The sequence below is a fragment of the Maribacter antarcticus DSM 21422 genome (genome assembly GCF_000621125.1).
In the GTDB taxonomy this organism is placed as follows: domain Bacteria; phylum Bacteroidota; class Bacteroidia; order Flavobacteriales; family Flavobacteriaceae; genus Maribacter; species Maribacter antarcticus.
In genome coordinates, this window is sequence record NZ_JHZC01000006.1 from 52,426 (window position 1) to 73,740 (window position 21,315).

General features: G+C 37.1%; 16 protein-coding genes. 7 read left to right on the top strand and 9 right to left on the bottom strand.

What is annotated here, in order from left to right:
- Nucleotides 1-17 precede the first annotated feature (17 nt).
- On the top strand, nt 18-974 hold the full coding sequence (locus tag Q360_RS0105430; protein ID WP_027076192.1) for a lytic transglycosylase domain-containing protein: 957 nt from the start codon (nt 18-20) through the stop codon (nt 972-974).
- A gap of 186 nt (nt 975-1,160) precedes the next feature.
- Here the strand turns inward: Q360_RS0105430 and Q360_RS0105435 are convergent, their stop codons facing one another.
- Complete coding sequence (locus Q360_RS0105435; RefSeq protein WP_027076193.1) at nt 1,161-1,676, bottom strand: hypothetical protein; 516 nt, start codon at nt 1,674-1,676, stop codon at nt 1,161-1,163.
- 249 nt (nt 1,677-1,925) lie between these two features.
- Between Q360_RS0105435 and rpmH the strand changes: the two genes are divergently transcribed.
- From rpmH to Q360_RS0105450, 4 genes are all read left to right on the top strand, one after another.
- Nucleotides 1,926-2,093 (top strand): 50S ribosomal protein L34, encoded by a 168-nt coding sequence (gene rpmH / locus Q360_RS25090; protein ID WP_084273366.1) that lies wholly within the window; start codon nt 1,926-1,928, stop codon nt 2,091-2,093.
- A 127-nt stretch (nt 2,094-2,220) separates the two neighbouring features.
- Nucleotides 2,221-5,073, top strand: a complete 2,853-nt coding sequence (gene carB / locus Q360_RS0105440) for a carbamoyl-phosphate synthase large subunit (protein ID WP_027076194.1) — start codon at nt 2,221-2,223, stop codon at nt 5,071-5,073.
- A gap of 87 nt (nt 5,074-5,160) precedes the next feature.
- Nucleotides 5,161-6,291 carry a helix-turn-helix domain-containing protein gene (locus tag Q360_RS0105445; protein WP_245603195.1) on the top strand — a complete coding sequence of 377 codons (1,131 nt, stop codon included), beginning with the start codon at nt 5,161-5,163 and terminating at the stop codon, nt 6,289-6,291.
- Nucleotides 6,292-6,407: 116 nt separating this feature from the next.
- A complete protein-coding gene (locus tag Q360_RS0105450) occupies nt 6,408-8,045 on the top strand; it encodes a serine hydrolase domain-containing protein (RefSeq protein WP_027076196.1) in 1,638 nt (545 codons plus the stop codon).
- A gap of 255 nt (nt 8,046-8,300) precedes the next feature.
- Here the strand turns inward: Q360_RS0105450 and Q360_RS0105455 are convergent, their stop codons facing one another.
- From Q360_RS0105455 to recG, 7 genes are all read right to left on the bottom strand, one after another.
- Nucleotides 8,301-8,651 carry a hypothetical protein gene (locus Q360_RS0105455; protein ID WP_027076197.1) on the bottom strand — a complete coding sequence of 117 codons (351 nt, stop codon included), beginning with the start codon at nt 8,649-8,651 and terminating at the stop codon, nt 8,301-8,303.
- 44 nt (nt 8,652-8,695) lie between these two features.
- Nucleotides 8,696-9,592, bottom strand: a complete 897-nt coding sequence (locus Q360_RS0105460; protein ID WP_027076198.1) for a peptidylprolyl isomerase — start codon at nt 9,590-9,592, stop codon at nt 8,696-8,698.
- A 538-nt stretch (nt 9,593-10,130) separates the two neighbouring features.
- Nucleotides 10,131-11,186 (bottom strand): 3-isopropylmalate dehydrogenase, encoded by a 1,056-nt coding sequence (gene leuB, locus Q360_RS0105470; protein WP_027076199.1) that lies wholly within the window; start codon nt 11,184-11,186, stop codon nt 10,131-10,133.
- A gap of 162 nt (nt 11,187-11,348) precedes the next feature.
- The gene (locus tag Q360_RS0105475) at nt 11,349-12,866 is read right to left on the bottom strand and encodes an alpha-isopropylmalate synthase regulatory domain-containing protein (RefSeq protein ID WP_027076200.1); all 1,518 of its coding nucleotides are present in this window, start codon (nt 12,864-12,866) and stop codon (nt 11,349-11,351) included.
- A 140-nt stretch (nt 12,867-13,006) separates the two neighbouring features.
- Nucleotides 13,007-13,603 (bottom strand): 3-isopropylmalate dehydratase small subunit, encoded by a 597-nt coding sequence (leuD, locus tag Q360_RS0105480; RefSeq protein WP_027076201.1) that lies wholly within the window; start codon nt 13,601-13,603, stop codon nt 13,007-13,009.
- Nucleotides 13,604-13,707: 104 nt separating this feature from the next.
- Nucleotides 13,708-15,123, bottom strand: coding sequence for a 3-isopropylmalate dehydratase large subunit (gene leuC, locus Q360_RS0105485; RefSeq protein WP_027076202.1), 1,416 nt, complete (start codon nt 15,121-15,123; stop codon nt 13,708-13,710).
- A gap of 101 nt (nt 15,124-15,224) precedes the next feature.
- A complete protein-coding gene (recG, locus tag Q360_RS0105490; RefSeq protein ID WP_027076203.1) occupies nt 15,225-17,330 on the bottom strand; it encodes an ATP-dependent DNA helicase RecG in 2,106 nt (701 codons plus the stop codon).
- 81 nt (nt 17,331-17,411) lie between these two features.
- On the opposite strand from recG, the gene Q360_RS0105495 reads away from it, so the two are divergent.
- Together Q360_RS0105495 and Q360_RS0105500 are read left to right on the top strand one after the other, a co-directional pair.
- Nucleotides 17,412-19,514, top strand: a complete 2,103-nt coding sequence (locus Q360_RS0105495) for a M1 family metallopeptidase (RefSeq protein WP_027076204.1) — start codon at nt 17,412-17,414, stop codon at nt 19,512-19,514.
- Nucleotides 19,511-20,425 carry a patatin-like phospholipase family protein gene (locus Q360_RS0105500; RefSeq protein ID WP_027076205.1) on the top strand — a complete coding sequence of 305 codons (915 nt, stop codon included), beginning with the start codon at nt 19,511-19,513 and terminating at the stop codon, nt 20,423-20,425. The genes Q360_RS0105495 and Q360_RS0105500 overlap by 4 nt, the downstream gene beginning before the upstream one ends.
- 177 nt (nt 20,426-20,602) lie before the next feature.
- On the opposite strand, the gene Q360_RS0105505 is transcribed toward Q360_RS0105500, so the two are convergent.
- Nucleotides 20,603-21,121, bottom strand: a complete 519-nt coding sequence (locus tag Q360_RS0105505; protein WP_027076206.1) for a DUF7935 family protein — start codon at nt 21,119-21,121, stop codon at nt 20,603-20,605.
- Nucleotides 21,122-21,315: the final 194 nt, after the last annotated feature.

Sequence of the window (21,315 nt, forward strand, 5' to 3'; positions counted from 1 at the left end):
CAACTAATTTAATATGTATGAAAATTCTAAAAAATATTCTTATGCTTTTGGGCGTACTTTTGGTGGCTGGTTCGTTAATTTTTGCTGTAAATTCTGATGGAATTAATGGTACGGTAAATACTGCCATAGCGAACGACAGTATCGAAAAAAATGTAGCGAACGAGTATCATATTTCTTCCATAGATATACCGGAAGACTTAAATTTCGCCGGAGAATCAGTTCCGCAACAAGATCCGGAGATTATGGAGCGTGTAGATAGGGAGTTTTTAGTGAATACCTATTGGCAGTCAAATGCACTGTTGCTTATGAAGAGAGCACATAAATATTTCCCGGTGATAGAACCAATCTTAGCTAAAAATGGAATCCCTGATGATTTTAAATATTTGGCCGTTGCTGAAAGTGGCTTGACTAATGTGGTTTCTCCTGCCGGAGCTACAGGTTTTTGGCAGATTATGCGTGAAACAGGAAGAGAATATGGTCTGGAAGTCAATTCAAATGTAGACGAGCGTTATCACTTGGAAAAATCTACTGAGGTAGCCTGCAAGTATTTAAATAGATGGAAAAAGAAATATGGTACTTGGACGCTGACCGCTGCTGCATACAATGCAGGTCCAGGAGGAATAAACAAATACATGAGAACTCAGCAAGTAGATGATTATTATGACCTTTTGTTGGGGCAGGAGACTGGTAGGTATGTTTTTAGAATCATGGCTATTAAGGAAATCCTTTCCAATCCGGAGAAATATGGTTTCCATTTAGAAAAGGACGATATGTACAATGCAGTTCCTTCTTTTACCGTAGAGGTCGATAAACCGATAGCCAGTTTTGCCAATTTTTCTAAGAAATATGAAATAAACTATAAAATATTAAAAAGGCATAACCCTTGGCTAAGAGAGCCTCATTTAAATAATAATTCTAGAAGAGAATATACTATTGAGATTCCTAACAAAGGATATTACAGGGAGTCTAAATAAGCGCATAATTTTCGTAGCGCTTGGAAAGTAGTTGTTATGCTGTTTCTAAATTGGTAGTTTGAAAATAAAATCCCTTATGCTAAGGTGTTTAACGTAGCCTACGGGATTTTCCTTGCTTGGTATGATGAGCGCTATTCTTACCAATTGAATATTGCTAATTGCTTACAGCTGTTGTGAGTTTGTAGTTTAAAGCTTTTTCATTTGTTGTTGCATCATGCGTATCTGTTCAGTTAGCATGTTGTTCTTGTCTAATTTTTTAGCTTCCTTTAGTAACATGGTAGCTTCTCTTTTACGCCTTTTTTGCATAGCGATACCCGCTAAGCTAAGCTTTGCCATTGCTACATCATAATCCATTGTTAAGCCAAGTTTCAGCGCTTTCTTGAAATATTTTTCAGCTTGGGTCAAGTTTGTCTGTGAAAATATAATCCCGTGAAGATAGTTGTAGTATCCTTGCTGTTTTGGTGTCAAGGCACCTTCGGGGTTTTTGATTTTTCTTAACCAGTTTTGCGTGCCGGCCAGGTCTTGCTTTCGCATCCGTAGAAACGCTAACAAAATAATTTCATTCCTAAAATAAAGAAAGATAAAAATAGAAGAGAGTAGTAGTAAAAATATACCATTCCCTATTTCCCCTTCTACAAACTGATAAACAGCGTAGGCAATGATTGATCCCGCAATAACTAGTTTAATGTTTTTATTGAACATGAATATGTGCTTTGATACTATTGTTTTACTTATATTTTATCTAATTTTAGTGTATGCTGTTTAATAATAACAGAAAAAACATAAAAATTAAAGTAGCGCAAAATTAGGGAAAACCTAGGTTTTGTGTTGTAAAGAATTCTAAAAATATTTTTTTTGATAAGGCTTGTTAAAGAAAAAAGTCTTTGTATCTTTGCGCCCAGTTTACAGGTACTTCTGTAAAATATTAAACAATAGAAAAGGTTTTAAGAGATGCCCGGACAAAAAAGAACATACCAGCCCTCAAAGAGGAAGAGAAAAAATAAACATGGGTTCAGAGAGCGTATGTCTTCTGTTAATGGAAGAAAAGTTATTGCGAGAAGAAGAGCAAAAGGAAGAAAGAAGTTGACTGTTTCCTCAGAGCCAAGACATAAGAAATAAATGATTTTATTTTTTTAAAAATATATAAGGTGTTACTTTTTTAAAAGTAGCACTTTTTTTTTGCCCTTATCGGACTGAAAGTTATAACTTTCAGCAATTTAATTTATTCAAAATAGTAAACAAGAACATGCCGAAAAGAAAAGATTTAAACTCGATTTTAATTATTGGTTCTGGTCCTATTGTTATAGGCCAGGCTTGTGAATTTGATTATGCTGGATCACAGTCTTTGCGGTCTTTACGTGAAGACGGGATAGAAACTATTTTAATCAATAGTAATCCAGCAACGATTATGACCGACCCCTCCATGGCAGATCATATTTACCTAAAGCCGTTAAATACAAAATCGATTATAGAAATTTTAAAGGCACATCCGCAGATTGACGCGGTTTTACCTACTATGGGTGGTCAAACTGCTTTGAACTTATGTATTGAAGCTGATGAAAAAGGGATTTGGAAAGATTTTGATGTAGAGTTGATTGGTGTTGATATTGATGCAATTAATATCACAGAAGATCGTGAGAAGTTTCGTAAATTAATGCTTGAAATTGGCGTAGGCATGGCTCCACAAGCAACGGCTACCTCTTTTTTGAAAGGAAAGGAAATTGCGCAAGAATTTGGGTTTCCACTAGTGATTAGAGCTTCTTACACGCTAGGTGGAGCTGGAGCTTCTATTGTTTATGATCCAAAAGATTTCGATGAACTTTTAAGTATAGGATTAGAAATTTCTCCTATTCATGAAGTCATGATTGATAAGGCCATGATGGGCTGGAAGGAATATGAATTAGAGTTATTACGTGATTGTAATGATAATGTGGTGATTATTTGTGCCATAGAAAATATGGATCCCATGGGAATCCATACCGGGGATTCCATTACCGTAGCACCCGCTATGACTTTGTCTGATAAAACCTATCAGAAAATGCGCAATATGGCGATACATATGATGCGTAGTATTGGGGATTTTGAAGGTGGGTGTAATGTGCAGTTTGCTGTTAGTCCAGATGAAAAAGAAGATATTATTGCCATTGAGATAAACCCAAGGGTTTCTAGGTCCTCAGCATTAGCGTCTAAAGCCACTGGTTATCCTATCGCAAAAATAGCTACAAAATTAGCTATTGGTTATTCTTTGGACGAGTTACAGAACCAGATCACAAAATCTACTTCGGCACTTTTTGAACCTACTTTAGATTATGTTATCGTAAAAATTCCACGATGGAATTTTGATAAGTTTGAAGGTTCTGATAGAACCTTAGGTCTTCAAATGAAATCTGTTGGAGAAGTCATGGGAATAGGCCGTTCTTTTCAGGAAGCCTTACACAAGGCAACACAATCCTTGGAAATTAGCAGAAATGGCTTAGGTGCAGATGGCAAAGGATATAGGGATTATGACCAAATCATTAGTAAATTAACGATTCCAAGCTGGGATAGGGTCTTTGTTATTTATGATGCGATACAAATGGGTATTCCATTGAGTAGAATTCATGAAATTACTAAGATAGATATTTGGTTCTTAAAGCAATATGAAGAGCTATATCAACTTGAAAAAGAGATTTCAAAATACACCATCGCTAGTCTTTCTAAGGAACTATTATTAGAAGCCAAGCAAAAAGGTTTTGCTGATAGGCAAATTGCCCATATGTTAGATTGTTATGAGAGCGAAGTATATAACAAACGTACAGAACTGAATATTAATAGGGTTTACAAATTAGTGGATACCTGTGCGGCTGAGTTTAAGGCAATGACCCCTTATTATTATTCTACTTTTGAAGCAGAAATAGAAAAACCAGATGGTACCCGCTATGTAGAGAACGATAGTATCGTTTCTGATAAGAAAAAGATTGTAGTCTTAGGTTCTGGTCCTAATAGAATAGGGCAGGGGATAGAGTTTGACTATTGCTGTGTACATGGTGTTTTGGCAGCTGCAGAATGTGGTTACGAAACTATAATGATTAATTGCAATCCAGAAACTGTTTCTACAGATTTTGATACCGCTGATAAGTTGTACTTTGAGCCTGTGTTCTGGGAACATATTTATGATATTATCCGTCATGAAAAACCAGAAGGCGTTATTGTACAATTAGGTGGACAGACCGCTTTGAAATTGGCAGAAAAGCTTTCGAAATACGGTATTAAGATTATCGGAACTAGTTTCGAATCTTTGGATTTGGCAGAGGATAGAGGAAATTTTTCAGAACTATTGCTAGAGAATAATATCCCTTTTCCAGAATTTGGCATAGCAGAAACTGCTGAAGAAGCACTAGTACTTTCGGATAAGCTAGATTTTCCGCTATTAGTCCGGCCTTCATATGTATTGGGTGGACAAGGAATGAAAATTGTTATCAATAAGGAAGAGTTGGAGGAGCATGTGGTAGATTTGCTTCATAAAATTCCAAATAATAAACTCTTATTAGATCATTATCTAGATGGAGCAATTGAAGCAGAAGCAGATGCTATTTGTGACGGTAAAGATGTTTATATCATAGGAATTATGGAACATATAGAGCCATGCGGAATTCACTCTGGTGACTCTAATGCTACTTTACCTCCTTTCAATTTGGGCGAGTTTGTAATGCAGCAAATAAAAGATCACACAAAGAAGATTGCACTAGCACTCAATACTGTTGGTCTCATCAATATTCAATTCGCCATAAAGGATGATATGGTATATATTATAGAAGCGAATCCAAGAGCTTCACGTACGGTTCCCTTTATTGCCAAAGCCTATAAAGAACCGTATGTAAACTATGCAACCAAGGTAATGCTAGGGGAGAAGAAAGTGAAGGATTTTAATTTCAATCCGCAGTTAGAAGGTTTTGCCATTAAGCAGCCAGTTTTCTCTTTTAATAAATTTCCAAATGTAAATAAAAATTTAGGTCCAGAGATGAAGAGTACAGGTGAAAGTATACTTTTTATTGATAGCTTAAAGGATGATGACTTTTATAACCTTTATGCCCGTAGGAAGATGTATTTGAGTAAATAAGGTACAGCATAAATATTCGTAAATCCTCAATAGTCTGATGCTAAATCTGTACTATTGAGGATTTAGTATTTTTAACACGGACCTAATTTGATTATTATATTGGATTTTAAAATAAATGTTTACAACCTATTAATTTTAGCCTCCGTATTCATTGGTGTCACCTTTAGTTTGTTGCTGCTGTTTTCAAAACGTATCAACAAAAAAGCAAATCGATTTTTAGGATTGGCAGCTTTGGTTATCGTATTATGGAATATTTGGGTATTGAGCCACGATTTGGACTTTTTTAGATATGCTCCGAGATTTTTTCTAGTTCCTTTAAATTTTTCTCTTGCCTTAGGCCCATTACTATATTTCTATACCAAAAGTATTTCTGATATCAGTTTTACTTTTTCCAAAAACAATTGGTTTCATTTTATTCCAGTTTTATTTGAATGTTTGGTACATGTCATCATTTCTTTTGAAGCACTCGATAGAAGTATATTAGCGACTTCCACTAGTGCTTTTTTTAATTTGATTCCACTTATTCAATTACTAGCAATATGTTCGGTTATTCTGTATAGTAGGTTCGCCTTAAAAGAAATAAAAAAGTATCATATTTGGTTACAGGATAACTATAGTAATAGTTCAGAGTATAGTCTAGGCTGGCTTTATCGGTTACTATTTATTTTTGTGGTATTATGGTTTTTATGGATTCCTTATACCTTGGTCGACTATTTTATGTTCAACTTCCAACTGGGTATTCCTGATTATTATCCCATATACCTTCTCATGTCTGTCATAACTATATGGATTAGTGTCGAAGCCTATTTAAAACCCGAGGTAGTTTTGCTAGAACCAAAAACTCAGCCGGAAATGGACAAACAAGCTCCGACGGAAGATGTTATACAAAAGGCTAGTTGGCTTATAGCGCAAATGGAAAGTAACCAGTATTATTTGAATCCAGAACTAACTTTGGCTTCTTTAGCCATCAGTTTAAATATTCATCCGAATAGATTGTCAAAAATCATAAATGAAGGTATTAGAAAAAGTTTTTCAGATTTTATAAATGAGTATCGTACGAAAGCTATAGTAGCACGCTTGAATAATCCAAAATATGATCATATTACATTTTTGGGTATTTCCTTTGAATGTGGTTTTAACTCGAAAACGACTTTCAATAGGGTATTTAAAGAAGTAATGGGTGTAACGCCATTTGAATATAAAAAATCGCTCTCGTAGTACCCTAATCCACTATTTGACCAAGAAATTAGTGCCATATTATAGTTTGGCACGTTTGGTATCGCTTGCTTATATAGGTTTGTCTAATAATAATTCATCAATCAAAACACACTCCTATGAAAATCAACTTTAAACCTTACCTGGTATTGTTCTTTGTTTTAATTGCTTCTTGCAAAAATGAAGCTAAACTTTGGTCGCAGCAGTCCAATAAAATTGCTGCAATTCAATTTTCGACGCAAAATTTTTTCGATAAAGAAGCAGCGCTTACTTATGTTTCGAATCTGCATATAACGGAAGATGAAAATTTAAATATTCTATTTGATTTGGAAGAACCTCTTTTGAAGAGTCTACAAAATTTAGAACCGGAATGGTCTCAAGAGGAACTTTTAGAAAAAGGGAATTTTCAGTTTGAAATTTATGTAGATGATAATTTGGCTTATACTCAAAATTTGCAGTCAGGAGCGGGGACTGTCGCGTCTAAAACAAAACAATTAAGTTATCGTATTCCATTGATGCATCCAGAACGTATAGATTATTGGGGCTGGTATTTATGGCTTCGATTTATGAAGATGGCAGGCGGACAAGATAAGTTGTTTGCAGGGGAGCATCAATTAAAAATTAAAATAAGACCTTATCTAAAGTCATCCCACCTAAAAGTAGGATCAATTTTGGCAGAAGGTGAGATTCGCGTTTCTGTTTCAGAAATACCAGTACATCAAAATGAAATTGTTGTTCAGCCAATTAAGCCAAATAGTGGCTGGACAGCATCTAAATCAAATTACGACAGCACTAAAATTGAGGATCTAAATAAGAAAATTGCTCAGAGTAGATTTGAGGCAATCACCAGTATCGTAGTAATTAAGGAAGGAGAGTTGCTTTTAGAGGAATATTTTAATGATGCAAATCGTGATTCACTACACAATACACGTTCGGTAGGAAAATCATTTGCCTCTACCATGATGGGGATTGCAATTAATGAGGGCTATATTGAAAATGAAAACCTAAGCTTAACTGATTACTATGATCTTAAATCTTTTGATAATTATTCGGAATCAAAAACTAAAGTAACTTTAAAGTCCCTACTAACTATGAGTTCAGGCTTTGTCGGGGATGATGATGATTATGATTCCCCAGGAAATGAGGAAAACATGTACCCTACAGAAGATTGGGTGAAATTCACTTTAGACCTTCCTATGGATTCTAAAAAGGAAATAGGTAAGGATTATGACTACTTTACCGCGGGAGTAGTAGTTCTTGGGGATGTAATTCACAAATCCGTTCCTAAGGGATTGGTTGCTTATAGCGATGAGAAACTTTTTGCACCTTTAGGGATTGAAAAATACAAGTGGCAGTATACGCCAACAAATGTAGGTAATACCGCTGGTGGATTACAATTACGTTCTTTAGATTATGCCAAATTTGGCCAGCTCTATAAAAACAAGGGTACATGGAAAAACCAACAATTAATTCCTGAAGAATGGGTTGAAAAGAGTCTTTCAAAACTAGTTGCGCAACCTTATAACGAATCAAGTTTTTACGGTTATTTGTTTTGGAATCGAATATATACGGTTAACGGAAAGGATTACGAAGTTTCATTTTGTACGGGCTATGGAGGTAATAAAATTTTTATTTTCAAGGATATCCCTTTTGTAATTGTAATTACTGCCCAAGCATTCGGTTTGCCTTATGCCCATGCGCAAGTAGATACGATGATGGTAGAGTATATTTTACCTGCTATTTTAGAAATGGATTAAATGAAGTTTACAAAAGAGACTGAACTTTAACCCTAACACATACTTTTGTTTTTGGAATACTACTTGTCGTTTCAAAAATAATAGGGCTTTTATTTTGCCCTAAGGATTTTATAGAGGACTGATTTTAAGGACTTAAATAATTTTATTGATGATGTTTACCTTGCTTTGGTAGTAACTAAAAACGCAGAGGATCGAACCAAAGTAGTTTGTTAAAATCTTATTTTTTTAGTTACACAATGGCAGTAAGTAAAACGTTTAATTAAACCAAACAGCATATCGTTTTCGTCTCAACTCTAAAGCGAGTTTCTCTTCCATTTGTAAGGCTTCGGCTCTTGTTGCTAACGGTAAGATATGGTTGTAAAGACTACCACGAAGATAGAGTCCATGTTTTTCCACAATAGTTGCAGAAAGCTTATGCCCCTTTTTGTTAATATATCCTGTTTTATGTTGCTTAAATCGTTCTGCAGGAGTTTTACTGGTCATGCCTACATATAAACATTCCAATACGCCATTAAACTGTGGGTTAGCCTCTCTGAACCTTCTATTTTCGGTATAGACACGTTTGCTAAGTTCTATGACATAAACGTGGTATCGGTTTTTAGGCATGGTTATTTTATTTTTTTTGAGAGCTTAGAGAAGTCAACTGTTTATTAATATAATGGTCGTTCAATCATTTTCGTGTATAGAATACGAACATTGCTAATAGGTTTATCCAAACTATCTGTTTGTGCAGCTGCGATACGATCAACGACATCCATTCCTTTGACCACCTCACCAAAGACGACATAATTTTGATTTAAATGGGGAGCACCGCCATTAGTTTTGTACCTGTTACGATGGGCTTCCGGATAGGTATAGGGTGTTGTATTAGAAGCAATTAATTTCGTGAAGGAGTCTAACTTTGATTTCATCTCTTTAAAGGCAAGTTCCAATACTTTTGCTAGTAGTTTGTCTTCCTCGTTTTCTGAGAAATTAAGACTGTCCTTTTGAAGTACTAAGTCGCTGTATGTTTCAAAGTAGGTTTTATATTTTGGGTTGTTGATTAGGGTATTATATGCTAGCTTATTATTGATTCTTTTTTCTGCTATGACTAAGGAACTGTCAGTATATACTCTTCCTTGAATGATGGTAAATTGAGTGCCGCTAGATTTCTGCTTTGGGTTAGAATCATTGCCCATTCTGGCGGCATTTATGGCGCCGCGTTTATGAAAAAGATTGGCGTCTATTTCAGCAGGTAAGGTGTATGGTGTTTCGGGAACTATTGATGGGGTAGCTCTCGTTTCAGAATTGCCAGTCTGCACAAGAGAATTTTCGATAACCCGATGAAAGGCAATACTATCATAAAAACCTTGCTTCACCAGTTTTATGAAATTATTACGATGCCTTGGGGTTTTGTCTGATAATCGGAACACGATTTCTCCTAGTTCCGTAGTTAGGGAGACATCTTTGGAGAGGTCACTTTTAATGACCCCTTTCTCTACTTCGGTATCACAGGCAGAAAATAGGACTACTATAAAAAAAACGATTCTTGACACGCGTTTTTTCATAGTTGCTTTAAAGGTGTGTATGGGTAATCCCAAAGGGTATCTATTCTATTTCGATATGATAATAAACGTCGATTATCCTAATTATTTAAGCTGAAAAGATAATTAATTCCATTAGCTATTGCAAGTCTTGACTACTTCCGCTAGCTGTCCTAACATTTATATTTCTGAAAACTAGCACTAGATTTTTTGAATTGCTATTTCAAAGGTTCGAAGGCAACCATGTATGTTTTAGTGACTTGGGCAGATAAGAATATAGTTGACGCAGCATACGTTTCTACTAGTGATAAAAGCTTCTTGATAGCTGCTGAAACAGACTTTTTGAATTATAGCTTTAAATCGGAAGCTTTTCAATAAAGGTATGATAGGCTTTACAGCGTCTTTGACCAAGCCACGAAACCTAATGTTATACTATTGTAAATACTAAAAAAAATAATCTCGGTAGATATGAATATAGGGATTGAAGCTGTTAAGAATAGATCCCCAAGTTTATACTGAACTAGGTTTTGTGTAAACTTTGGGGTCTACTCTATAAACTGTTCTAAATATTCTTAGCCAACCAATCGCCAACTTCGCTAGTTTTGTATGCTTTTTCGCCTTCGGAAAGGTCTTCTGTTACAATGTTCTCAGCCAATGATTTATTGACTACATCACGAATAGCTTGCGCTTCTTCGGTCAAATCCATATCCTCAAAAAGCATAGCGGCAGATAATACGGTCGCTAACGGATTCGCAATATCCTTACCAGCAGCTTGCGGGTAAGACCCATGTATTGGTTCGTAGAGCGATACTTTGTTTCCTACGGAGGAGGAAGGCATTAACCCCATAGAGCCAGAAATTACGGAAGCTTCATCCGTTAAAATATCGCCGAATAGGTTTGCAGTTATGATAACGTCGTATCCTTTTGGCCATTGAATTAATCGCATGGCTACCGCATCGATAAATTCATAGGTAACCTCCACGTCTGGATAATCCTTTTCCATGCGTTGGACCGTTTCGCGCCATAATCTGGAAGACTCCAAAACATTAGCTTTATCTACACAGCATAGTTTTTTAGAGCGTTTTAACGCCATTTCAAAACCTTTTTTAGCCAAACGCTCTATTTCAAAACGTTGGTAGGTCATGGTGTCAAAAGCAGTTTCTCCGTCGTCTTTTCTGCCACGTTCGCCAAAATAAACACCGCCAGTAAGTTCGCGTAGAATAATAAGGTCTGTACCTTCTATACGATCTCTTTTTAAGGGTGATTTGTCAATCAAGGATGGAAAGGTAAACGTAGGGCGTACGTTTGCAAAAAGACCAAGCTTCTGTCTCATTTTCAATAAACCCTGTTCGGGTCGTACTTTGGCAGAAGGGTCATTGTCAAATCGCGGATGGCCAATAGCACCAAAAAGGACAGCATCTGCATTGGCACAGATTTCATGGGTTTCGTCTGGGTATGGTTCACCAACAGCATCTATCGCTGCCGCTCCAGTCAAGGCAGGCTGCCAGGTAATAGTGTGGTTGTATTTAGTAGCAACGACATCGCATACTTTAACTGCTTGGGCTATTACTTCCGGGCCAATTCCATCTCCGGCCAAAAGGGCTATGTTTAGTTTCATGAATGTTAGTATTTTATTTTCATTCCCGCCAAAGCAGGAAACTATTTAATTTTAATTTAGTGAGATGCCTCAGGCTTATCGCTTTGGCTTTATTATTTTTTTAGTATTATATTCTTTTTTGTGCAGCGCGTATGGCTTTAAGTGAAACGTACCTCTCGCTTTTTAAATCATATTCAACATTTTCTCAGTAGCCTTTATAGCCGATACGGTCTGGTCGGAATCCAACCCTCTTGAAGTGAACTCTTTTCCGCTGTGTTCCCAAGTAATCACTGTTTCGCAAAGGGCATCTGAGGTACTTCCAGGCGGGATACGGACCGCGTAATCTACTAATTTTGGTAAAGCTATTTTTTTTGTTACATATACCTTTTTTAATGCATTCATAAACGCATCATACTGTCCATCTCCTTGTGCATTGGTCTCAAAGAATTCGCCATCAATTTCCATAGATAGGGTAGTGGAGGGCATCAATCCTTTTGCATGTGTTAATACATAGGACTTCACAAATACTTTTTGATGATGGGTGTCTGAATCTAATACATCAGAAATGATAAACGGTAAGTCGTCCTTGGTTACTCGTTCCTTTTTATCACCTAGTTCAATAATACGTTGTGTTACCTTTTTTAGCTCTTCGTTATTAAGGGTTAAGCCTAATTCCTGTAAATTCTTTTGGATATTTGCTTTTCCTGACATTTTTCCCAGTGCGTACTTGCGCTTTCTATCAAAGCGTTCGGGCATTAAATCACTAAAATATAAGTTATTTTTACTGTCTCCATCCGCATGTATGCCTGCGGTCTGGGTAAATACGTTATCGCCTACAATAGGTTTGTTCGCGGGAATAGTAAGTCCTGTGAATGCTGATACCAATTTGCTGACTTTAAATAATGATGTTTCGTCAACACTGATTTCTACCTCGGGCAGAAAATCTTTAATCACAGCTACGGCGCTTGCCATGGGTGCATTTCCTGCACGTTCTCCCATTCCATTTACCGTAAGATGCAAACCATGACAGCCTGCTTTTACTGCTTCCATAACGTTGGCAACACCTAGGTCATAGTCATTGTGAGCATGGAAATCAAAATGCTGTTCTGGGTAACGCGCTGTAATTTGAGCGATATAGTCGTATGTTTCGGTATGTGTTAGTACACCCAATGTATCTGGTAAGAGAATTCGCTTGATAGGTTGGGTAGCTAAAAAATCCAAGAATTGGAACACGTATTCCTTAGAGTTACGCATGCCGTTACTCCAATCTTCTAAATACACATTTGTAATGATACCTAGTTTTTCGGCCTCTTTAAGCACGGCTGCTATTTCAGAAAAATGTTTTTTGGGCGTTTTTTTAAGCTGATGTTGCAAATGATTCAATGATCCTTTTGTCAACAGGTTTTGGGATTTAGCTCCTGCTTTTTCCATCCATTGTAAAGAAATACCCCCATCTACAAAAGTTAAGACTTCAATCCTGTCCAAATATCCTTTCGCTTTGGCCCACTCGGTAATCTGTTGTGCCGCCTGCAATTCGCCATCCGAAACCCGTGCCGAAGCTACTTCAATACGATCTACTTTCAATTCATCCAACAACAGTTTGGCCAGCGTAAGTTTCTCGGAGGCGGAAAAGGATACACCTGAGGTCTGCTCCCCATCCCTTAGGGTGGTATCCATTATTTCCAGATGTCTTTTTTTCATTTATGCAATCCTAATAATTTGGGAGATTGTTTGTGGCACTGGTTGTTTCGGTAAATCCTAAATATCATATTGAGCATAGTCGAGATAGTTGTAACACGCAACTTTTAAGCAATTCCATTAAATTGAGGGTGATAGGTAATTTAAAAGGGTCTTGTTTTTGCAAACTCTTGAATGTCTTTTTTAATGTTTAATAGGTAATCGATATCATCGAAACCATTAGTCATATTGTTCTTTTTATAGTCGTTGATATCAAAAGATTCGCTTTCGCCGGTGGCTAGTAAAGTAATTTTTTGCTCGGGTAGATTCACTTTTAATTCTATTTTTGGGTCCTTTTCCAAAACATCAAAGATTTTCTGTAGAAAATCTGCACTGACTTGAACGGGTAATACCCCAATATTTAAACAGTTACCTCTAAAAATATCAGCAAAAAAACTGGAGACCACCACGCGAAACCCGTAGTCGTAGACAGCCCAAGCCGCATGTTCACGAGAGGAGCCAGAACCAAAGTTATGACCGCCTACTAGTATCTTCCCGTTATATTTTGAGTCATTTAGTATAAAATCAGCCTTTGGTGTATTGTCTTGATTGTACCGCCAGTCACGAAATAAGTTATCACCAAAGCCCATGCGTTCAGTTGCTTTAAGAAACCGTGCGGGTATAATTTGGTCGGTATCCACGTTTTCTATGGGTAGTGGAACCGCTGTTGATGTAAGTGTGCTGAATTTATCGTATGCCATGAATAGATGTTAGATGTTAGACTTTAGATTGGTATAATTGTAATTTATGCTAAAGTTTATTCTTAGTTCGTAAAGAAAATATTCTTTTTAAAAATCATATTACACTACGCCATTTCCTTTTGCATTAGCTCCCTTGGATCCGTTACTTTCCCAGTAACAGCCGCTGCGGCTGCGACTAAAGGACTAGCTAAAAGTGTTCTGGAACCTGGCCCTTGTCTCCCTTCAAAATTTCTATTTGATGTGCTGACCGCCAGTTTTCCAGGAGGTACTTTATCATCGTTCATGGCTAAACATGCAGAACAACCGGGCTCACGAAGCTCAAAACCAGCTTCGTTAATGATAGCCAAAATTCCTTCTTCCTTAATGGCTTTTTCTACTTTATGTGATCCAGGAACTAACCAAACAGTGACATTATCTGCTTTTTTTCTTCCCTTTACAATAGATGCGAAAGCTCTGAAATCTTCAATTCTACCATTGGTACAGCTTCCCAAGAATACGAAATCAATAGGTTTCCCAATCATGGAATCACCTTCACCGAACTTCATGTATTGTAAGGATTTTTTGTAGGTCGATGCACCACCTTGCACCATATCCGATGTTGGAATATCTTTTGAGATACCCATCCCCATTCCTGGGTTGGTACCGTAGGTAATCATGGGTTCAATTAGTGAGCCATCAAACGTTAATTCTTTATCAAAAATGGCACCTGGTTCCGTATATAAAGTTTGCCAATACTCCATGGCTTTATCCCAAGCTGCTCCTTTAGGTGTGAATTCACGGTCTTTAATGTAATGGAACGTAGTTTCATCTGGCGCAATCATGCCGCCTCTTGCTCCCATTTCTATACTCAAATTACACACGGTCATACGACCTTCCATGGTCATGCTTTTAAACACATCACCTGCGTATTCCACAAAATACCCCGTAGCTCCTGAGGTGGTTAACTGTGAAATTATAAATAAAGCAACATCCTTTGAGGTCACCCCAAATTGTAATTCTCCTGTTACATTAATACGCATGCGCTTTGCCTTGGGTTGCATGATACATTCAGTAGCCAAAACCATCTCCACTTCAGACGTTCCAATACCAAAGGCAATAGCACCAAAGGCACCATGGGTAGAGGTATGCGAATCGCCACAAACAATAGTAGCGCCAGGAACCGTAATGCCATATTCCGGACCTACAACATGTACGATGCCGTTTTTTTCATGACCAAGTCCCCAGTACGAAATACCATGCTCATTAGCATTTTCTTCTAACATTTTTAATTGGTTGGCCGACAATGGATCAGCAACCGGCAGATGCTGATTGGTAGTTGGTGTATTATGATCGGCAGTTGCAAACGTTTTTTCAGGATGCAGTACCCCAATCCCCCTATTTTTTAAACCCAAAAAAGCAACAGGGCTTGTTACTTCGTGTACCATATGTCTGTCTATAAACAGGACATCAGGGCCATTTTCGATTTGATGGACTACATGCGAATCCCAAACTTTATCAAATAGTGTCTTTTTTGCACTCATACGTTTCATTCTATGCAATCAAAGCTAATGAAACTAGGTGTTTTGTAGAAATTGCAGTAGTTGAAATTACGACGTTCAACCAAAAAGTTACCCGTTTAGTTTTAGCTGATGTAGTTCCAAATGTTTTTATATTTTACTAATTGCGCGTAGCTATGCCTAATGACGATATTATTAGGTTTTTCCAAAGATGAATCATCTTTTAGTAGCCGTAACGCATAATAGCGAGCTGTTTTTAGAATATCATTATCCTTTACAATGTCCGCTATTTTTAAGTTGAGAATACCACTTTGTTGTGTGCCCATGATATCTCCAGGACCACGAAGTTTTAAGTCTACCTCCGCAATTTCAAAACCATCGTTAGTACGCACCATAGTTTCTAAACGGGTCTTGGATTCTGTCGATAGCTTATGGCTGGTCATTAATATACAGAAACTTTGATCTGCACCACGTCCTACACGACCTCGCAATTGGTGTAGTTGCGAAAGGCCAAAACGTTCAGCACTTTCAATTATCATTACGGAGGCATTGGGAACGTTCACACCTACTTCAATAACAGTCGTAGCAACCATAATCTGGGTTTCTCCTTTTACAAAACGTTGCATTTCAAAATCCTTATCGGCTGGTTTCATTTGGCCGTGTACTATAGAAATCTGAAATTCTGGTAGTGGAAAATCCCTAGCGATACTTTCATAGCCATCCATAAGGTCTTTATAGTCTAATGCTTCCGATTCTTGTATTAACGGGTATACCACATAGATTTGCCTGCCTTTTTCAATTTCGTCTCGTATGAACCGGAATACTTTGAGCCGGTTAGAATCAAAACGGTGTACTGTTTTTATGGGTTTCCGACCCGGAGGAAGTTCATCAATGACCGATATATCTAAATCACCATAAAGGCTCATAGCCAAAGTTCTAGGAATGGGTGTTGCAGTCATCACCAGAATATGGGGTGGATATTCATTTTTGTGCCACAGTTTGGAACGTTGTGCTACACCAAATCGGTGTTGTTCGTCTATGATGGCCAGGCCTAAATTTTTAAATTTCACTTTATCCTCTAAGAGTGCATGCGTGCCTATTAAAATCTGCAGTTCTCCATTTTCTAACTGTTCATGGATGGGTTTTCGAGCCGACTTTTTAACGGAACCTGTCAATAGCGCGCAAGTTACTCCAGTGCCTTTCAGTAATTCCGAAATACCTTGGTAATGCTGATTGGCAAGGATTTCGGTCGGTGCCATCAAACACGCTTGAAAATCATTGTCTATGGCCAGTAACATGGTCATCACCGCCACAATTGTTTTTCCTGAGCCTACGTCTCCTTGCAATAGGCGGTTCATCTGCGCATTACTACCCAAATCTGAACGTATTTCTTTTGTAACCCGTTTTTGCGCATTGGTGAGTTTAAAAGGGAGTTTGTTCGCGTAGAAATCTTTAAAAAGTTCACCCACTTTATCAAAAGGGAATCCCTTAATTTTTTGTTTGTGAAGCATGTTCTTCGCTATAAGCTGCATTTGTAGGTAAAAAAGTTCCTCGAATTTTAAACGAAACTGCGCCTTTGCTAGTAACTCCTGACTCTTGGGGAAATGGATGTTAAAAAGTGCATCGCTTCTAGAAATAAGCTTTAGCTCATGTAAAAGACTATCAGATAAGGTCTCTGAAAACCTGCCCTTGGTCTCTAAGAACAACTGCTGCATTAATTTACTAATGACTCGATTCGTAATCCCTTTATTGCTCAGTTTTTCTGTAGAAGGGTACACGGGTTGCATATGTACTTTTACCCCTTGCTCGTGTTCCGATAGGAGTTCCATTTCCGGATGCGGCATGGAAAAGGTATTATTGAATACATTGCACTTTCCGAAGATGACATAGGGAATGTTCAATTTTAAATTTTCACGAATCCATTTTTGCCCTCTAAACCAAACGAGCTCCATTTCTCCAGTATCGTCTTGAAAACGAGCCACCAAACGGGTACCCTTTTTCTGCTCAACAGTTTTTATATGAACGAGTTTACCAATAATCTGTACATCTGCATTACTTTTTTGAAGTTGGCCTATCTTATAGTATTGTGTTTTATCAATATACCTATGAGGAAATAGGTTCAGTAAATCTTGGTATGCATGAATACCGAGCTCCGATTGTAGACTATCTGCCCTGTTGGGACCAACGCCTTTAAGGTATGCAATAGGGGTTTGAAGCAATGTGGGATTCATATCACGAATTTAGAACTTAAGACATTGAACTGCAATAAACGAAAAGCCTAAATTTGGTATTAGAATTATATTTCTTGGCACATGCTTAAATATGCTATCGTTTTTTTATTCATTTACTGCGCCGGATTTGCCCAACACCAGGATAAAGTCGACTTCATTAAGGCAAGTGTCCTAATAAAGCCTTTGCCTTTTCAAAAGGCAATCGAAGGGGAGGTTAAATACGACTTTATAGTATTGGCTGAGTTGGATTCTGTCTTTTTGGATGCAAAGAATATGGATTTTAATACCGTAAAACTTAACCATAGAAAAGTAAAGTTCAGTAACGATAATAAGCAGCTAGTCATCCGAAAGAAGTTTAAAAAGGGGGAGGCTTATTCCTTGCGGCTAGGGTATTCCTGTATTCCGAAACAAACCGTCTACTTTATGGGATGGGATGATACAGTTGATGGAAATGAACAAATATGGACGCAAGGCCAAGGGAAGTATACCAGTTATTGGTTGCCGAGCTTTGATGATATGGAGGAGAAAGTGGAGTTTGATTTACACATACAAACGCATAAATCAAACAGGGTAATTGCAAATGGAATGTCGGTTAATAGCACAAATAAAACAGTCTCAAGTCCTATCTTCTCATTTGATATGCAAAAGCCCATGAGTAGTTACCTTTTGGCTTTTGCTATAGGAAAATATAACAAGGAGAAATTAGTTTCTAATAGCGGTATACCCATAGAAAATTATTATTACCCTAAGGATAGTTTAAGAGTAGAACCCACGTATAGATACACCAAGAAAATTTTTGATTTTTTGGAAACTGAAATAGGTTTTCCTTATCCTTGGCAAAATTATAAACAGGTGCCTGTACACGATTTTTTGTATGCTGGAATGGAAAATACAAGTGCAACGATTTTTTCCGATGGATTTATGATAGATTCTACCGCTTTTGTAGATAAGAACTATGTGAATGTAAATGCCCACGAATTGGCGCACCAGTGGTTTGGGAACTTAGTGACAGAAAAGAATGGCAACCATCATTGGTTGCATGAAGGTTTTGCTACCTATTACGCGTATTTGACAGAAAGGAAAATCTTTGGAACAGACCATTTTTATTGGAAACTATACACCACAGCGCAACAACTCCAAGATCTTTCAGATAGCGGAGAAGGGGAGTCTTTGCTTAATCCTAAAGCCAGTAGCCTTACCTTTTATGAAAAGGGAGCATGGGCATTGGTTATGCTTCGAGATTTTGTTGGCGATATCTCATTTAGAAAAGGAATACATCAGTATTTGAAGACCTATCAATTCAAAAATGCTACGGTAGCTCAATTTTTTCAAGAGATTGAAGATGCTAGTGGTGTCGATTTATCAGGATTTAAAACCCAGTGGTTAGAATCTACGGTGTTTCCTATCATAGAAGCAAAAGAACTTTTAAAAAAACAGTCACCTTCTTTAGCCTTATTATTTAAAATGGAAGGCCGTTTTGAAGCCTTGCAAGGCGATGACTTGGAGTATGAAAGGTATTGGAATACCTCAAATTCTATTTATTTTAAACAGCATCTATTAGAGAATTACCACCGTATGTTACCAACAACCCTTATTCAGAAAGCCTTTGCGTCGGAGATCATTCTTATAAGGCAGTCCCTTGCTATGTCCCTGTTGGGTTTGTCAAGTCCGGACACTTTAAATAAAGAAATAAAATATAATTTTGAGTCACTTTTAACCGACAAGAGTTATGTTACCCAAGAAGTAGTTTTAGTCAAATTATGGAGTACTTTTTCAACAGATAGAAATGGTTATCTCGACCAGTTAAAAGGTGTTGAAGGCTTACCCAATAAGAACGTTCGGTTGCTATGGCTGACATTGGCCTTGGTTACTCCAGAGTATAATGTTGGTCAAAAAAATAATTTTTTAAAAGAACTTTCAGATTATACGAACGAACAATACCATCCTGAAATTCGGCAGCGGGCTTTTCAATATCTAACCGATATAAACGCATTGAACGATGATGTACTAAAACAATTGGTGCATGCTACTGATCACCATTCTTGGCAATTTCGAAACTTTGCTAGACGCTTGTTAGACGACTTAGTAAAAGAGGAACCTTTTAAATCACAATTACAACGAATAGCTAAAGAACTAAATTATGATGATTTGCGTTATCTTAACACGAAACTTAATTTAGAATGAGAGCATTGGTCATTTCCGGTGGCGGCAGTAAGGGAGCATTTGCGGGTGGTGTAGCCGAATTTTTGATTCAAAATTCGGGTAAGAAATACGATATGTTCGTAGGTACGTCGACTGGTAGTTTGCTTATTTCCCATTTGGCCTTGGGTAAGTTGGAAAAAATAAAAGAAATTTATTCTAATGTAAATCAGGACACGATTTTTAATAATTGCCCTTTTATAATTAAGAAAAAGTATGGGGTAGATGAGATTTCAATAAATCATTGGAACGTATTAAAAAATTTTATAGCTGGTAAGCAAACCTTTGGGGAGAGTGAAAACCTCCGTAAAATGATTAAAGAAAGTGTTACACTTGAAGAGTTTAATGAACTTAAAAACAGTAAAACTGATGTAGTGGTTACCGTATCTAATTTATCTTTAAATCAAGTAGAATACAAATCTGTTAACGAATGTACGTATGACGAGTTCTGTGATTGGATATGGATTTCGTCCAACTATGTACCGTTTATGAGTTTGGCTCGGGTAAACGGATGTGAATATGCCGATGGAGGTCTTGGAAGCATCGTTCCTATCGAAGAAGCGATAAGAAGAGGCGCTACCGAAGTAGATGTTGTCGTACTACATACCGAAGTGAATTATATGAATCGCATGCCTTCTAGAAATCCGTTTGAGCTTTTGACTACCATGTTGAGCTTTATTCTAGATCGAATAGAAAATCAGAATATTAGGATAGGAAAATTGGTTGCTAATCAAAATGATGCGATAATAAATCTTTACTATACGCCTACCATTTTAACCACAAATTCCTTGATATTCGATAAGGCTAAAATGACACGTTGGTGGCAGCGTGGCTATCTATACGCTAAAAATAAAAATGAGGAAACAAATCCTATTGCGCCTAATGAGCACGAGTAAAAATTAGTGGGGAGGCAGGAAGATGGCAGTTTTTAGAACGTGGGAAAAGGTAAGAACTATGTAACGTTAGAACAATGTATCCTTTTGCTCAAATTCTAAAAAACCAATAAAAGCTAAACCTTCCTATTATTTTTGATATTGAGTTTGTAATTTAACTTGGCACTTAAATATGTCTTCCTACCAAAGAGCTCCAATTTCCTTCTTCACGTAAGACAAAGCAGTAGTGGATGGAGATGTTTTTTCCATAGTTTCCGTCAGAATGTCCTCTCGTAATTTATCTGCTGTTTCTGTTTCACTCATGGCCGCTTTTCGTATCATCTGTATGGTAGCACTTTTGGCTGCTTTTATAATGTTCCAACATTCATCGGTCATATAAATCTGTTGCGAAAGATTATGATCAAACTCGGTCTCTATATTTTTAATAAGTAAATGCTCGTAGTCAGATTTGTTTTCAGATATGGGCCCAACCCGAACAACAAGACTGGGAATTGCAATACGTTCTAAAAAGAGAGCCATACGCTCATATGCTTGCATTCTTGCAGGCATCGCATCTTTTTGGGAATCTTTGTGCAATAGAAACCGACGCCTACCTTCCTCATTTTTGGTGTGAAGCCTAAAGAAATAGAAAGCTATTAAACCAGTTACGATAGATGGGAATGTATAAGCGAAAAGTTGAAAAATTTGGTCTGAGCTCATCTGTTAACTTTTAACGTTGTTAATTATATCAAACATTAGAACGACCAATTTCATCAATTATTATATGGCTTAATCGATGAAATGCAGAAAATATAAGAGCATTTATAATAATAGTTCAGCACTAGAATTCCCTTTGGCTATTTTGTGGGCATAATAGCTAAATAATCAAGCCTCATAAAAGATCTATTAATTCC